The organism is Streptomyces axinellae, from assembly GCF_039532135.1.
Taxonomy (GTDB): domain Bacteria; phylum Actinomycetota; class Actinomycetes; order Streptomycetales; family Streptomycetaceae; genus Streptomyces; species Streptomyces axinellae.
In genome coordinates this window covers 13,980-28,701 of record NZ_BAAARJ010000018.1, presented here as the reverse complement: position 1 = coordinate 28,701, position 14,722 = coordinate 13,980, and the positions used below count along the sequence as shown (strand labels likewise).

The window sequence follows — 14,722 nt, the reverse complement described above, 5'->3', positions numbered from 1 at the left end:
CGGTGCTCAATTCGCTTACGCCTCCTTCGGAGCGAGGCGCTGAAGCTCTGCCTCGGTGGACTTCAGCAGGTCGTTCCAGGAGTCCGCGAACTTCTGCACGCCCTCGTCCTCCAGCACCTTCACGACGTCGTCGTAGGAGATGCCGAGGTTGGCGATGCCGTCCAGGACGGCCTGGGCGTCCTCGTAGGTGCCGCGGACCGCGTCGCCGGAGATCTCGCCGTGATCGGCGGTGGCCTCCAGCGTGGCCTCCGGCATGGTGTTGACCGTGTTCGGCGCCACCAGCTCCGTGACGTAGAGCGTGTCCGGAAGCTGCGGGTCCTTCACGCCGGTGGACGCCCACAGCGGACGCTGCTGGTGGGCACCGGCGCGCTCCAGCTCCTGCCAGCGGTCGGAGGCGATGACCTCCTCGTACGCCTGGTAGGCCAGCCGCGCGTTGGCGATGGCCGCCTTGCTCTTGAACTGCTTGGCCTGGTCCGTGCCGACGGCGGCGAGCCGCTTGTCGATCTCGGTGTCCACACGGGAGACGAAGAACGAGGCCACCGACTGGATCTGCGAGAGGTCCAGACCCAGGGACTTCGCCTTCTCCAGGCCCGCCATGTAGGCGTCCATCACGGCGCGGTAGCGCTCCAGGGAGAAGATCAGCGTGACGTTGACGCTGATGCCCTTGCCGATGGTCTCGGTGATCGCCGGCAGGCCCGCCTCGGTCGCCGGGATCTTGATGAAGGCGTTGGGACGGTCCACCAGCCAGGCCAGCTGCCTGGCCTCGGCCACGGTGGCGCGGGTGTTGTGCGCCAGGCGCGGATCGACCTCGATGGAGACCCGGCCGTCCTTGCCGTCGGTGGCGTCGAAGACCGGGCGCAGCACATCGGCCGCGTCCCGGACGTCCGCCGTGGTGATCATGCGGAGTGCCTCTTCGACGGTGACGCGGCGGGCCGCCAGGTCGGCCACCTGCTGCTCGTAGCCGTCACCGGCCGAGATGGCCTTCTGGAAGATCGACGGGTTGGTGGTGACACCCACCACGTGGTGCTCGTCGATCAGCTCGCCGAGGCCGCCCGACGTGATGCGCTTGCGCGACAGGTCGTCCAGCCAGATCGCGACGCCTTCGTCGGAGAGGCGCTTGAGTGCGTCTGTCATGGGATTTACATCTCCTGTGCTAGTTGAAGCCTTTTGTTGTGTCGGGTGCCTGCCCCGCCGGAACCGGAACCGTCCTCGGCGGGACCGGCGCCGGCGGGGCTCCCGGCGTCAGCGCGCCGCGGCCTCCAGCGACTCCTTCGCCGCCAGGTGCACGGCCTCGGCCGTGATACCGAACTCGTCGAAGAGGATCTTGCCGTCCGCCGAGGCGCCGAAGTGCTCCAGCGACACGATGCGGCCGGCCTCGCCCACGTACCGGTGCCAGGTCAGGCCGATGCCCGCCTCGACGGCGACCCGGGCCTTGATGGCGGGCGGGAGCACGCTGTCGCGGTAGGACTGGTCCTGCTCCTCGAACCACTCGACGCAGGGCATCGAGACGACCCGGGTGGGCACGCCCTGCTCCTGCAGCCGGTCGCGCGCCTCGACGGCGAGCTGCACCTCGGAGCCGGTGGCGATGAGCACCAGCTGCGGGTGCCCGCCCTCGGCCTCGGCCAGGACGTAACCGCCCCTGGCCGCCGCCGGGTTGGCCTCGTAGGTCGGGACACCCTGGCGGGTGAGAGCGAGGCCGTGCGGGGCCGGGTTCTTCTCGTGCCGGCGCAGGATCTCCGCCCAGGCGATCGCCGTCTCGTTGGCGTCGGCGGGGCGGACGACGTTCAGACCGGGGATGGCACGCAGCGCCGAAAGGTGCTCGACGGGCTGGTGGGTCGGGCCGTCCTCGCCCAGGCCGATGGAGTCGTGCGTCCACACGTAGGTGACCGGCGCCTTCATGAGCGCGGCCAGCCGCACCGCGGGGCGCATGTAGTCGGAGAACACCAGGAAGGTGCCACCGTAGACACGGGTGTTGCCGTGCAGCGCGATGCCGTTCATGGTCGAGCCCATGGCGTGCTCGCGGATGCCCCAGTGCACCGTGCGCCCGTACCGGTCGGCGCCCGGCAGCGGGTTGCCCTCCGGCAGGAAGGAGGTGTCGGCGAACGTCGTGTTGTTCGAGCCGGCCAGGTCGGCCGAGCCGCCCCACAGCTCGGGCAGGACCCCGCCCAGCGCCTTGAGAACGTTGCCGGACGCCTTACGGGTGGCCACCGACTCGCCCGCGGGGAAGACCGGCACCGACTTCTCCCAGCCGTCGGGCAGCCGGCCCGCGCTGATCCGGTCGAACTCGGCCGCGCGCTGCGGGTTGGCGCTGCGCCACTGGCTGAAGCGCTTCTCCCACTCGGCCTGCGCCTCGCGGCCCCGGTCGCTGGCCTTGCGCACGTGGGCGAGGACCTCGTCCGAGATGAAGAAGTGCTTGTCCGGGTCGAAGCCCAGCACCCGCTTGGTCGCCGCGACCTCGTCCTCGCCGAGTGCCGCGCCGTGCGCCGCGCCGGTGTTCTGCGCGTTGGGGGCCGGCCAGGCGATGATGGAGCGCGCGGCGATGAACGAGGGGCGCTCGGTCTCCGCCTGCGCGGCGCGCAGCGCCTTGTAGAGCGCCTTGGGGTCCAGGTCCCCGTCCTCCTGCTGCTCCACGCGCTGTACGTGCCAGCCGTACGCCTCGTAGCGCTTGAGGGTGTCCTCGGAGAACGCGGTCTCGGTGTCGCCCTCGATCGAGATGTGGTTGTCGTCCCACAGTACGGTCAGGTTGCCGAGCCGCTGGTGGCCCGCGAGGGAGGACGCCTCGGCCGAGATGCCCTCCTCCAGGTCGCCGTCGCTGGCGATGACCCAGATGTTGTGGTCGAACGGGGATTCGCCCGTCGCCGCCTCCGGGTCGAACAGGCCGCGCTCGTAACGGGCCGCCATCGCCATGCCGACCGCGTTGGCGACGCCCTGGCCCAGCGGGCCCGTCGTCGTCTCCACGCCGACCGTGTGGCCGTGCTCCGGGTGCCCGGGGGTCCGGCTGCCCCAGGTACGGAACGTCTTGAGGTCGTCCATCTCCAGGCCGTAACCGGCCATGAAGAGCTGAATGTACTGCGTCAGGCTGGAGTGCCCGGCGGAGAGGATGAACCGGTCGCGGCCGGTCCAGTCCGGGTCGGTCGGGTCGTGGCGCATCAGCTTCTGGTACAGCAGGTACGCGACGGGAGCCAGGCTCATGGCCGTACCGGGATGGCCGTTGCCGACCTTCTGCACGGAATCCATGGCCAGGACTCTCACGGTGTCCACGGCCTGCTGGTCCAGATCGGTCCACTCAAGATCTGTGGTGGTCGGCTTGGTGCTCACCCTGCGTCAGGGCTCCTCTCCACATGTTCGATGGCCGGTGTGTGCGCTCACCGGGCGGTGTCGAGCGTACCTCTGCCGGGACGTGCGGCTTTTCGCGTGTTCGCTGACCGGTCGCTCCCGCTTCCGGGCCGCCATTGACGAAAACGAGGGAAGGAAATGCGCTATTCCCCCACCTCGGCCGTTCCGGGCGCAGGACACCCCTCCAGGCTGCCGCGTGTGCCCGCATTCCGCCCGTCGAACACGGTCGTCCTCCGTCCCCCTGAGCCCATCGGCCGGGCGAGCGGCTGAGCCCATCGGCGGGGCGAGCGGCCGGGCGGGGAAGGCGCGGGGAAGACATGGGGAAAGGGGGCCAACACGAACGACCCCCCATGACGGGCGATGTATCGCCAACGTCTAAAGTGGCGTGGTACGCGCGAGCTTGGCCGGGCCTGCACGTCGTGCGGCACGTGCCCGATTGCTCGCTGGTTCTTTACGAGGCGATCAGAGGTGTCCGTGACGGCCGTCGAAACCCGTCCAGCGGGGGCGCTGGGCAGCAGCGGCCACCGGCCGTTCGGGGCCCGCGTAAAGGCGTTCATCGAACTGACCAAGCCGCGGATCATCGAGCTGCTCCTCATGACCACCATCCCGGTCATGTTCCTCGCGGCGCAAGGGGTCCCCGACCTCAAGCTCGTACTGATCACCTGCCTTGGCGGCTACCTGTCCGCCGGCGGTGCCAGCGCGCTGAACATGTACATCGACCGGGACATCGACGCGCTGATGCACCGGACCGAGAACCGGCCGCTGGTCACCGGCATGGTCAGCCCGCGCGAGTGCCTGGCCTTCGGCATCGCCCTCGCCGTCGTCTCCACCCTGTTGTTCGGGCTGCTGGTCAACTGGCTGTCCGCGGCACTGGCGTTGGGCGCGCTGCTCTTCTACGTCGTCGTCTACACGATGATCCTCAAGCGCCGCACCTCGCAGAACATCGTCTGGGGCGGCATCGCGGGCTGCATGCCGGTCTTCATCGGCTGGTCCTCGGTCACCAACGACGTGAGCTGGGCCGCCGTCATCCTCTTCCTGGTGATGTTCTTCTGGACGCCGCCGCACTACTGGCCGCTGTCCATGAAGGTCAAGGAGGACTACCAGCGGGCCGGTGTGCCGATGCTGCCCGCCATCGCGAGCAACGTCACCGTCGCCACTCAGATCGTCGTCTACAGCTGGGTGATGGTGCTGGTCTCGCTGCTGTTGTGGCCGTTGGGTTACGTCGGCTGGTTCTACCCGCTGGTCGCGACCCTCGCGGGCGGGCTGTGGCTCTGGGAGGCGCACGCGCTGCGCTCGCGCGCCCGTGCAGGGTTGACGGGGGGCAAGCTCAAGGAGATGCGGCTCTTCCACTGGTCGATCACCTACGTCTCGCTGGTCTTCATCGCCGTGGCCATCGACCCCTTCCTGCGCTGAGGCCCACGCGGCGCCGCTCGCCGACACCACGTACTCCGGCCCTGCCGCTCACCGAGCGGCAGGGCCGGAGTACGTGGTGCGGGAGTCGGGCGCTACGGGAGTTACGCGCTCGCGGTGGTGGTGGCCGACGGCTCGGCGGAGTCGGGGGCGCCCGTGGGGTTCGCGGGGCCGCCGATCTGGATGCCTGCCATCCGCTTCCACTCGTAGGGGCCGGTGCGCACCCGCGCGGCCATCTCGCTGTCGAAGCTCTCCTTGAGCGTGACCCCGGCCCGCTCCACCGCGTCCTTGGCGACGTCGAGGGAAGGCGCCATCAGATCGCCCCAGCCGCCGTCAGCGCCGACCAGGGTGATGCGGAAGCCGGCCTGGCCCACGTGGGCGATCTGCCCCTCGGCGCCGCCGCCGCGTCGCTCGGCGAAGGCGCCGATCTGCTTGGCGAGCCGGGCCGCCCGCCTGTCGTTGTCTGCTGCCATGACGCCGATGCTACCGGCGGGTAGTGGCGGTGGCGAGGGTCACGGGCCCCCTCCCGATACCCGGGCGGCTGCCCGGCGCCGCACGGGCGGGCGGACGCGCCGAGTGCCGTGCCGGGGGAGAGGGGAGAGGGGAGGGGAAGGGGAAGGAGGGGGCGTATCGGCTGCGCATGCCCCACGCCCCGCGCGCAGGCCGTCCGCATAGCAGTACGCCCGTACGGGTGTACGGGCGTACTTGTCGTCTCGCTGGGCGGAGGCGCGGGGCCGGAACCGTTCGGGCGGCGCTACCGGCTGCCGGCGGGCGCCGCATCCGGTGAGGCGGGAACCGGCGCGGCATCCGGCGGACCGGATTTCCCCGCGGCATCCGGTGCCCCGGAGCGTTCCCGGCCGCCGTCGGCGGGTGCCGGCAGGTCCGCGCCGCCGGTCTGCGGCAGCCCGCGCTCCCGCATCGCCATCAGCACGCGCAGCGCGCCGACCCACACCGCCGTCGAACCCAGCAGATGCAGTGCGACAAGGACCTCCGGCATGTCCGTGAAGTACTGGACATAGCCGATGACCCCCTGGGCGAGCAGGACGAGCAAGAAGACGCGGGTGAGCCGCCGGGGCCCGGCGGGCGCATCGACGGCGCGCAGGATGAACCACAGCGCCAGCGTCAGCACGATCACGATCCAGGCGAAGGCGGCGTGCGTCTGCGCGGCCAGCTTCACCTCGATGGGCATGCGCGGAACCTCGCTGCTGTCGCCCGCGTGCGGCCCCGCGCCGGTGACGATGGTGCCCGCCGCCACAAGAAGACCCGAGAAGACGACCAGCACGGCCGCCAGCTTCTTGACCGGCTTGCCGACCAGCGGCCTGGGCGGGGCATCGCCCTCGCGTACCCGCATCCAGGTCAGCGCGGAGACGGTCAGCAACGCCATCGCCGCCAGGAAGTGCCCGGCCACCGTGTAGGGGTTCAGCTCGGTGAGGACGGTGATGCCGCCGATCACGCCGTTGCTCATCACCAGCCAGAACTGCGACCAGGCGAGCTTGCTGAGGCCCGGGCGGGCCGGCTTGGCGGAGCGCACCGCGATGATCGTCCAGCCGACGGCGGCCGAGAGCACCCACGTCAGCATCCGGTTGCTGAACTCGATCGCGCCGTGGATGCCCATCTCGGAGGTGGCCGTCAGGCTCTCGCTGCTGCACTTGGGCCATGTGTCGCAGCCCAGCCCCGAGCCGGTGAGCCGTACGGCTCCGCCCGTGAGCACGATGAAGACACTCATCAAGAGAGCGGAGAGGGCCGCGCGTTGGAGGGTGCGCTGGGTGGGCGTCCAGCGCGCGGCGATGTACGCGATGGGGTTACGTACGACTTCGAGCAGATTCGGCACGGACACATCGTAGGGCGCCGCTTGTGCGCGCTTTCACGAGGGGCCCGCCGGAGAAGGGCGCCGCGCCGCTGCTCCCACGCGAAGAGCCGCTGCTCCCACGTGAAGCTACTACTCCCATTTGAAGAAGCGCGCCGCCGCGCCCAGCCCCAGTACCGCCCAGACGGCCAGGATCCCCAGGTCGCCCCACGGGAGGCCGGCGCCGTGCTGGAGCACGTCGCGCAGCCCGTCCGAGAGCGCGGAGACGGGCAACAGGCCCAGCACGTCCTGCGCGGGGCCGGGGAACTTGTCGAGCGGGACGATCACGCCGCCGCCGACCAGCAGCAGGATGAAGACGAGGTTGGCGCCCGCGAGGGTCGCCTCGGCCTTCAGCGTCCCCGCCATGAGCAGGCCCAGCCCGGAGAAGGCCGCGGTGCCCAGCAGGAGCAGGAGCACCACGGTGGCCGGGTTCCCGTGCGGCGACCAGCCCAGCGCGAGGGCGACGACGCTCAGCAGCACCACCTGGAGGGCCTCGATGGCCAGCACCGAGCAGGTCTTCGCCGTCATCAGGCCCCAGCGGGGCAGCGGGGAGGCGCCCAGCCGCTTGAGCACGCCGTAGCGGCGCTCGAAGCCGGTGGAGATGGCCTGACCGGTGAACGCCGTGGACAGCATGGCCAGCGCCAGGATGCCGGGCGCCAGGAAGTCGATCCGCGAACCTTTGCCGGTATCGACGATGTCCACGGCGCTGAAGAGCACCAGCAGCAGTGTCGGAATGATGACGGTCAGCAGCAGCTGCTCACCGTTGCGCAGCTGCGTCCGCGTCTCCAGCGCGGCCTGCGCCCGCACCATCCGAATCAGCGGCGCGGCCCCGGGCGCGGGCGAGTAGGTCCCCTCGGCGGTCATGAGCGCAGCTCCGTTCCCGTCAGTTCCAAGCTGTGCTTTTCCGGGGGGCAGCCCCCGGACCCCCGGCCGGGGTGGGCGTACCGCCTCACGAGCGCAACTCCTTCCCCGTCAGTTCCAAGAAGACGTCCTCCAGGGTGTGGCGTTCGACCGAGATGCGGTCGGGGAGGACGCCGTTCTGGGCGCACCAGGAGGTGACGGTGGCGAGCAGCTGGGGATCGACCGTGCCGGTCAGGCGGTAGCTGCCGGGGCTGAGTTCCACCGCCGAGGTTCCCGAAGGCAGCGCCTTCAGCAGGGAGTCGAGGTCGAGACCTGGGCGGCCGGTGAAGCGGAGGGTGTTCTCCGCACCGCCCTTGCACAGCTCCTCCGGGGTCCCCTGCGCGATGACCTTGCCGCCGTCGATGATCGCCACATCGTCGGACAGCTCCTCGGCCTCCTCCATGTGGTGCGTGGTCAGCAGCACCGTCACACCGTCCGCGCGCAGGTCGCGCACCAGGTCCCAGGTGGCGTGCCGGGCCTGCGGGTCCAGGCCCGCCGTCGGCTCGTCCAGGAAGACCAGTTCGGGGCGGCCGACCAGGGCCAGCGCCAGGGCGAGCCGCTGCTGCTGGCCGCCGGAGAGCCGGCGATAGGGCGTACGGCCGCAGCTGCCCAGTCCGAGCCGTTCGATCAGCGCGGGCACCTCCAGCGGGTGCGCGTGCAAGGTCGCCATATGGCGCAGGGTCTCCTCCGCGCGGGCGGTGGGGTAGATTCCGCCGCTCTGGAGCATCACCCCGATACGGGGGCGCAGCTCGGCGCCCTGGGCGGCCGGGTCGAGGCCGAGGACCCGTACGGTTCCGGCATCCGGGCGCCGATAGCCCTCGCAGGTCTCGATCGTGGTGGTCTTGCCTGCTCCATTGGGGCCCAGGAAGGCGGTGACGGTGCCGCGCGCGACGGTCAGGTCGAGTGCGTCCACGGCGGTCTTGTTCCCGTACCTCTTCACCAGCCCGGCGACCTCCACAGCCGCTGAACTTCGCATGCCAGGCAGTCTAAGGAGCCCACGGAAGGGCTCCTGGCCCGGGGGTTTCCCGGGGCCCCGGCCGGGGCTTCCCGGGACTCGTGTGCGTTCCCGGGAGCGCGGTTCCGGGCCGCCCCCGGCCCGGAGCGCGCTGACCACTTAGGTGTGCCTTACGTGACACACCCCATTTCGGCGGGCCGTGGCCGCCGCTTGCCGGGTCCGCCGGAATTAAGCAACAATGGCGTTGTGAAAAACAGGGACGAGGCTCGGGAGGACCGCCCGATGGCCGCACAGGCCACCGGCGGTTCCGTCGTGCCCGCGCCCCAGGACGAGCAGAGCGGCACCCGCAGCAGGGTCGCCCGCTCCATCCTCGACCACGGCCCCTCCACGGCGGCCGAGCTGGCGCTGCGCTTGGAGCTGACCCAGGCGGCGGTCCGCCGTCACCTGGACGCGCTCGCGGGCGAGGGCGTCGTGGAGCCCCGCGAGAAGCGGGTCTACGGCTCCCGTGGCAGGGGGCGTCCGGCCAAGGTCTTCGCCCTGACGGCCTGCGGCCGGGATGCCTTCGACCAGGCGTACGACCAGCTCGCGGCCGACGCCCTGCGGTGGATCGCCCAGACCGCCGGCGGGGGCGAGGTCGGGGAGGCCGCCGTGGCGGCCTTCGCGCGGGCCCGGATCGCGGCGCAGGCCGAGAAGTACCACGCGGCGCTGGAGGGTGTCGCACCCGAGGAGCGCACCAGGGCGCTGGCCGAGGCCCTGACGCAGGACGGGTACGCTGCCACGGCGCGCGCCGCGCCCGCCCAGGCGGGGGAGCAGCTGTGCCAGCACCACTGCCCGGTGGCGCACACGGCCGAGCAGTTCCCGCAGCTCTGCGAGGCGGAGACCGAGGTCTTCTCCCGCCTGCTGGGGACCCACGTCCAGCGCCTGGCGACCCTCGCCCACGGGGACGGGGTGTGCACCACTTTCATCCCCGGCGCGCAGCCGAAGCCCTCGACAAGCCCGGCGGACCGAGCGACCGGCCCGGTCGGCCAGGTGAGTTCAGCAAGACCCTCGAAGACCAGCGACACCAGTAACAGCCTCAGTACCACCAGCAACGCCACCAACGCGCACCAGGCCGGGAGGAACCCCGCATGACCGCTCCTACGGAGACTGCTCACCCCGAGCTCGACGGGCTGGGCAAGTACGAGTACGGCTGGGCCGACTCCGACGCCGCGGGCGCCGCAGCCAAGCGGGGCCTGTCCGAGGATGTCGTCCGCGACATCTCCGGCAAGAAGGACGAGCCCGACTGGATGCTGAAGCTGCGGCTCAAGGGCCACAAGCTCTTCCAGAAGAAGCCCATGCCCAACTGGGGCTCGGACCTGTCCGGCATCGACTTCGACAACATCAAGTACTTCGTACGGTCCACGGAGAAGCAGGCCCAGTCCTGGGAGGACCTCCCCGAGGACATCAAGAACACCTACGACAAGCTCGGCATCCCCGAGGCGGAGAAGCAGCGCCTGGTCGCCGGTGTCGCGGCGCAGTACGAGTCCGAGGTCGTCTACCACCAGATCCGTGAGGACCTGGAGGAGAAGGGCGTCCTGTTCCTGGACACCGACACGGCCCTGCGGGAGCACCCGGAGCTGTTCCAGGAGCACTTCGGCACCGTCATCCCGGCCGGTGACAATAAGTTCGCCGCGCTGAACACCGCGGTGTGGTCGGGCGGTTCGTTCATCTACGTCCCGCCGGGTGTCCACGTGGACATCCCGCTCCAGGCGTACTTCCGGATCAACACCGAGAACATGGGCCAGTTCGAGCGGACGCTGATCATCGTCGACGAGAACGCCTACGTGCACTACGTCGAAGGCTGCACGGCGCCGATCTACAACTCGGACTCGCTGCACTCGGCCGTCGTCGAGATCATCGTCAAGAAGGGCGGCCGGTGCCGCTACACGACGATCCAGAACTGGTCGAACAACGTCTACAACCTGGTCACCAAGCGCGCCGTCGCCTACGAGGGCGCGACCATGGAGTGGGTGGACGGCAACCTCGGGTCCAAGGTGACGATGAAGTACCCGGCGGTCTACCTCATGGGTGAGCACGCCAAGGGGGAGACGCTGTCCGTCGCCTTCGCGGGCGAGGGCCAGCACCAGGACGCCGGCGCCAAGATGGTGCACATGGCGCCCCGCACCTCCTCCAACATCGTCTCCAAGTCGGTGGCCCGCGGCGGTGGCCGCACCTCCTACCGCGGTCTCATCGAGATCGGCGAGGGCGCCGAGGGCTCCAAGTCCAACGTGCTGTGCGACGCGCTGCTGGTGGACACGATCTCGCGCTCCGACACCTACCCCTACGTCGATGTCCGCGAGGACGACGTGACGATGGGCCACGAGGCCACGGTCTCCAAGGTGAGCGACGACCAGCTCTTCTACCTGATGAGCCGCGGTCTGTCCGAGGACGAGGCCATGGCGATGATCGTGCGCGGCTTCGTCGAGCCGATCGCCAAGGAGCTGCCCATGGAGTACGCGCTGGAGCTGAACCGGCTGATCGAGCTGCAGATGGAAGGGGCGGTGGGCTAGCCCACCGCCTGCCCGGGCTGGTGCCGACGCGGGGGAGCGGCTGTCGTCCGCTTCCCCGCCCCTGCCGGGGCCGTTGAGGCCCTCGCCGCTGTAGCCGTCCGCCGTGGCGGCGGAGAAAATTCGTCTCTTTCAGAAAGCGAGCAACACGAGACCCATGGGTGAGGCCCAGAACATTCCGGTCGGTTCCAACACCGCCGGAGCGATCGCGGTGGCCGCAGAGTCCACCACCGCCACGAGGATGAGCGCGCCGCCGTCCTTCGACGTGGCGGACTTCCCGGTGCCGCACGGCCGCGAGGAGGAGTGGCGGTTCACTCCTCTGGAGCGGCTGAAGGGCCTGCACGACGGGTCGGCGCAGGCGTCCGGCTCCGTCAAGACCGAGGTGTCGGCGCCCGACGGCGTCACCGTCGAGACCGTCTCCCGGGACGACGCGCGCATCGGCCGGGCCGGTAAGCCGGTGGACCGGGTGGCGGCCCAGGCGTTCTCCGCGTTCGAGAAGGCGTCGGTCATCACCGTGCCCCAGGACGCGGTGCTGACCGAGCCGGTGCGTGTCGCCCTGCACGGCGAGGGCGGGGTCACCTACGGGCACACCGTCTTCGACGTCGGCGCCTTCGCCGAGGCGGTGATCGTCATCGACCACACCGGGGACGCGGTGCGCTCGGCCAACGTCGAGTTCGTCGTCGGTGACGGCGCCAAGCTGACCGTCGTCTCCGTGCAGGACTGGGACGACAGCGCGGTGCACTGCTCGCAGCACAACGCGCTGGTCGGCCGCGATGCCACGTTCAAGTCGATCGTGGTCACCTTCGGCGGCGACGTCGTCCGGCTCAGCCCGCGCGTCACCTACGCCGGCCCCGGCGGCGAGGCCGAGCTGTACGGGCTGTATTTCACCGACGCGGGCCAGCACCAGGAGCACCGTCTGCTGGTCGATCACGACACCCCCAACTGCCGCAGCAACGTGGCCTACAAGGGCGCGCTCCAGGGCGAGGGCGCGCACGCGGTGTGGATCGGCGATGTGCTCATCCAGGCCGAGGCGACCGGCACCGACACCTACGAGCTGAACCGCAACCTGGTGCTCACCGACGGCGCGCGCGTCGATTCGGTGCCCAACCTGGAGATCGAGACCGGGGAGATCGTCGGCGCCGGCCACGCCTCGGCGACCGGCCGGTTCGACGACGAGCAGCTGTTCTACCTGATGGCGCGCGGCATCTCCGAGCGCGAGGCCCGCCGGCTGGTCGTACGCGGCTTCTTCGCCGAGCTGGTCCAGCAGGTCGGGCTGCCCGACCTGGAGGAGCGGCTCATCACGCGCATCGAGACCGAGCTGGAGGCGTCGGTCTCATGAGCGAGGACGGATTCGTACGCGCCGCGGCGCTGAGCGATCTTGAGGAGGACACCCCCGTGCGGGTGGAGCTGGGCGGCGTCCCGGTCTCCGTCGTCCGCACGCAGGAAGGGGTGTTCGCGATCAACGACATCTGTTCGCACGCCAACGTCTCGCTCTCCGAGGGCGAGGTGGAGGACTGCACCATCGAGTGCTGGCTGCACGGCTCGCGCTTCGACCTGCGGACCGGCAAGCCCTCCGGACTGCCCGCCACCCGGCCGGTCCCCGTATACCCCGTAAAGATCGAAGGAGACGGCCCCGATGCGGCAGTCCTCGTCTCCGTCACACAGGAGTCCTGAAGCCCCCATGGCAACGCTTGAGATCAACGACCTGCACGTCTCCGTCGAAACCGAAGGCGGCCCCACCGAGATCCTGCGCGGCGTAGACCTGACCGTGAAGCAGGGCGAAACGCACGCGATCATGGGCCCGAACGGCTCCGGCAAGTCCACCCTCGCCTACTCGCTGGCCGGGCACCCGAAGTACACCGTGACCGGCGGCTCGGTGAAGCTCGACGGCGAGGACGTCCTGGAGATGTCCGTCGACGAGCGCGCCCGCGCCGGTGTCTTCCTCGCCATGCAGTACCCGGTCGAGGTCCCCGGTGTCTCCGTCTCCAACTTCCTGCGGACCTCCGCCACCGCCGTGCGCGGCGAGGCGCCCAAGCTGCGCACCTGGGTCAAGGAGGTCAAGGAGGCCATGGAGCGGCTCTCCATCGACCCCAAGTTCGCCGAGCGCAACGTCAACGAGGGCTTCTCCGGCGGCGAGAAGAAGCGCCACGAGATCCTCCAGCTGGAGCTGCTCCGCCCCCGGATCGCGATCCTGGACGAGACCGACTCGGGTCTGGACGTGGACGCGCTGCGCGTGGTCTCCGAGGGCGTCAACCGCGTCCGCGAGACCGGTGAGGTCGGCACGCTGCTGATCACCCACTACACGCGCATCCTGCGCTACATCAAGCCCGACTTCGTGCACGTCTTCGCCAAGGGCCGCATCGCCGAGTCCGGCGGCGCCGAGCTGGCGGACAAGCTGGAGGAAGAGGGCTACGAGGAGTACGTGAAGGGTGGTGCCACTGCGTGACAGTTCCCCCGGTATCCCCGGCTTCCCCCCCGTCACTGCCCGGGCTGCTCGACACCGAGGCGATCCGCAAGGACTTCCCGATCCTGGACCGCCTGGTGCACGACGGCCAGAAGGTGGTCTACCTGGACAACGCCGCTACCTCGCAGAAGCCGACCCAGGTGCTGGACGCGCTGGCCGACTACTACGAGCGGCACAACGCGAACGTGCACCGCGGGGTGCATGTGCTCGCCGAAGAGGCCACGGCGCTCTACGAGGGCGCGCGCGACAAGGTCGCCGCGTTCATCAACGCGCCCAGCCGCGATGAGGTGATCTTCACCAAGAACGCCTCGGAGTCGCTGAACCTCGTCGCGAACATGCTCGGCTGGGCCGATGAGCCCTACCGTGTCGAGCGCGACAGCGAGATCGTCATCACGGAGATGGAGCATCACTCCAACATCGTGCCGTGGCAGCTGCTCTCGCAGCGCACGGGCGCGAAGCTGAAGTGGTTCGGGCTGACCGACGAGGGCCGGCTCGACCTCGACGGGATCGATGAGCTGATCACCGAGCGCACCAAGGTCGTCTCGCTGACGCTGGTCTCCAACATCCTGGGCACCTTCAACCCCGTCGAGACCATCGTGCGGCGTGCCCAGGAGGTGGGCGCGCTCGTCGTGGTGGACGCCTCGCAGGCGGCCCCGCACATGGTGCTGGACGTCCAGGCGCTCCAGGCCGACTTCGTGGCCTTCACCGGGCACAAGATGTGCGGGCCCACGGGCATCGGCGTGCTGTGGGGCCGGCAGGAGTTGCTCAACGACCTGCCCCCGTTCCTCGGCGGCGGCGAGATGATCGAGACCGTCACGATGCACTCGTCGACGTACGCGCCCGCGCCGCACAAGTTCGAGGCGGGCACCCCGCCGATCGCCCAGGCGGTCGGGCTGGGCGCCGCCGTGGACTACCTCTCGGCGATCGGCATGGAGCGGATCCACGCGCACGAGCAGGCACTGACCGAGTACGCGGTGCGCAGGCTCCAGGACATCCCGGACCTGCGGATCATCGGCCCTCCCACGGCGGAGGACCGGGGCGCGACGATCTCCTTCACGCTCGGTGACATCCACCCGCACGATGTCGGGCAGGTCCTGGACGAGCAGGGCATCGCGGTGCGCGTCGGACACCACTGCGCACGGCCGGTGTGCCTGCGGTACGGAATTCCCGCGACCACGCGAGCGTCGTTCTACCTGTACTCCACACCCGCCGAGGTGGACGCCCTGGCGGTCGGGCTGGAACACGTACGGAATTTCTTCGCTTAG

At 70.1% G+C, this 14,722-nt stretch carries 13 protein-coding genes; 7 read left to right on the top strand and 6 right to left on the bottom strand.

The genetic code is table 11. The features are described 5' to 3' along the window. Nucleotides 1–15 precede the first annotated feature (15 nt). Both tal and tkt read right to left on the bottom strand, forming a co-directional pair. Nucleotides 16–1,134: a transaldolase gene (gene tal / locus ABD339_RS24660; protein WP_344568725.1), complete on the bottom strand. Its 1,119-nt coding sequence runs from the start codon at nucleotides 1,132–1,134 to the stop codon at nucleotides 16–18. 108 nt (nucleotides 1,135–1,242) lie between these two features. Continuing rightward, on the bottom strand, nucleotides 1,243–3,318 hold the full coding sequence (gene tkt / locus ABD339_RS24655) for a transketolase (protein ID WP_344568723.1): 2,076 nt from the start codon (nucleotides 3,316–3,318) through the stop codon (nucleotides 1,243–1,245). A 486-nt stretch (nucleotides 3,319–3,804) separates the two neighbouring features. Here tkt and ABD339_RS24650 point away from each other — a divergent pair, with 486 nt between their 5' ends. Next, the gene (locus ABD339_RS24650; protein ID WP_344568721.1) at nucleotides 3,805–4,749 is read left to right on the top strand and encodes a heme o synthase; all 945 of its coding nucleotides are present in this window, start codon (nucleotides 3,805–3,807) and stop codon (nucleotides 4,747–4,749) included. Nucleotides 4,750–4,850: 101 nt separating this feature from the next. Here ABD339_RS24650 and ABD339_RS24645 read toward each other — a convergent pair whose 3' ends face one another. The 4 genes from ABD339_RS24645 to ABD339_RS24630 form a co-directional block, all read right to left on the bottom strand. Further along, nucleotides 4,851–5,219 carry a hypothetical protein gene (locus tag ABD339_RS24645; RefSeq protein ID WP_344568719.1) on the bottom strand — a complete coding sequence of 123 codons (369 nt, stop codon included), beginning with the start codon at nucleotides 5,217–5,219 and terminating at the stop codon, nucleotides 4,851–4,853. 281 nt (nucleotides 5,220–5,500) lie between these two features. After that, entirely contained in the window at nucleotides 5,501–6,577 is a 1,077-nt protein-coding gene (locus ABD339_RS24640) for a COX15/CtaA family protein (protein ID WP_344568717.1), read from the bottom strand. Between the two features lie 108 nt (nucleotides 6,578–6,685). Next, complete coding sequence (locus ABD339_RS24635; RefSeq protein ID WP_344568716.1) at nucleotides 6,686–7,456, bottom strand: ABC transporter permease; 771 nt, start codon at nucleotides 7,454–7,456, stop codon at nucleotides 6,686–6,688. Nucleotides 7,457–7,541: 85 nt separating this feature from the next. Continuing rightward, the gene (locus tag ABD339_RS24630) at nucleotides 7,542–8,468 is read right to left on the bottom strand and encodes an ABC transporter ATP-binding protein (RefSeq protein WP_344568715.1); all 927 of its coding nucleotides are present in this window, start codon (nucleotides 8,466–8,468) and stop codon (nucleotides 7,542–7,544) included. Nucleotides 8,469–8,729: 261 nt separating this feature from the next. Between ABD339_RS24630 and ABD339_RS24625 the strand changes: the two genes are divergently transcribed. The 6 genes from ABD339_RS24625 (at nucleotide 8,730) to ABD339_RS24600 (ending at nucleotide 14,722) form a co-directional block, all read left to right on the top strand. Continuing rightward, nucleotides 8,730–9,578: a helix-turn-helix transcriptional regulator gene (locus ABD339_RS24625; RefSeq protein ID WP_344568714.1), complete on the top strand. Its 849-nt coding sequence runs from the start codon at nucleotides 8,730–8,732 to the stop codon at nucleotides 9,576–9,578. Next, entirely contained in the window at nucleotides 9,575–10,996 is a 1,422-nt protein-coding gene (sufB, locus tag ABD339_RS24620; protein ID WP_344568713.1) for a Fe-S cluster assembly protein SufB, read from the top strand. Before ABD339_RS24625 ends, sufB begins: the two co-directional genes overlap by 4 nt. Nucleotides 10,997–11,150: 154 nt before the next feature. After that, nucleotides 11,151–12,332, top strand: coding sequence for a Fe-S cluster assembly protein SufD (sufD, locus tag ABD339_RS24615; protein ID WP_344568712.1), 1,182 nt, complete (start codon nucleotides 11,151–11,153; stop codon nucleotides 12,330–12,332). Then, the gene (locus tag ABD339_RS24610) at nucleotides 12,329–12,667 is read left to right on the top strand and encodes a non-heme iron oxygenase ferredoxin subunit (protein WP_344568711.1); all 339 of its coding nucleotides are present in this window, start codon (nucleotides 12,329–12,331) and stop codon (nucleotides 12,665–12,667) included. The genes sufD and ABD339_RS24610 overlap by 4 nt, the downstream gene beginning before the upstream one ends. 7 nt (nucleotides 12,668–12,674) lie before the next feature. Beyond that, nucleotides 12,675–13,439 carry a Fe-S cluster assembly ATPase SufC gene (gene sufC / locus ABD339_RS24605; protein WP_344568710.1) on the top strand — a complete coding sequence of 255 codons (765 nt, stop codon included), beginning with the start codon at nucleotides 12,675–12,677 and terminating at the stop codon, nucleotides 13,437–13,439. Nucleotides 13,440–13,474: 35 nt separating this feature from the next. Continuing rightward, on the top strand, nucleotides 13,475–14,722 hold the full coding sequence (locus ABD339_RS24600) for a cysteine desulfurase (RefSeq protein ID WP_344569012.1): 1,248 nt from the start codon (nucleotides 13,475–13,477) through the stop codon (nucleotides 14,720–14,722).

What these genes read in the sequence shown, in the direction of transcription:
- tal (WP_344568725.1), bottom strand. Translation starts at nt 1,134, where the DNA reads ATGACAGACGCACTCAAGCGCCTCTCCGACGAAGGCGTCGCGATCTGG.
- ABD339_RS24645 (WP_344568719.1), bottom strand. Translation starts at nt 5,219, where the DNA reads ATGGCAGCAGACAACGACAGGCGGGCGGCCCGGCTCGCCAAGCAGATC.
- ABD339_RS24635 (WP_344568716.1), bottom strand. Translation starts at nt 7,456, where the DNA reads ATGACCGCCGAGGGGACCTACTCGCCCGCGCCCGGGGCCGCGCCGCTG.
- ABD339_RS24630 (WP_344568715.1), bottom strand. Translation starts at nt 8,468, where the DNA reads ATGCGAAGTTCAGCGGCTGTGGAGGTCGCCGGGCTGGTGAAGAGGTAC.
- ABD339_RS24625 (WP_344568714.1), top strand. Translation starts at nt 8,730, where the DNA reads ATGGCCGCACAGGCCACCGGCGGTTCCGTCGTGCCCGCGCCCCAGGAC.
- sufB (WP_344568713.1), top strand. Translation starts at nt 9,575, where the DNA reads ATGACCGCTCCTACGGAGACTGCTCACCCCGAGCTCGACGGGCTGGGC.
- sufD (WP_344568712.1), top strand. Translation starts at nt 11,151, where the DNA reads ATGGGTGAGGCCCAGAACATTCCGGTCGGTTCCAACACCGCCGGAGCG.
- ABD339_RS24610 (WP_344568711.1), top strand. Translation starts at nt 12,329, where the DNA reads ATGAGCGAGGACGGATTCGTACGCGCCGCGGCGCTGAGCGATCTTGAG.
- sufC (WP_344568710.1), top strand. Translation starts at nt 12,675, where the DNA reads ATGGCAACGCTTGAGATCAACGACCTGCACGTCTCCGTCGAAACCGAA.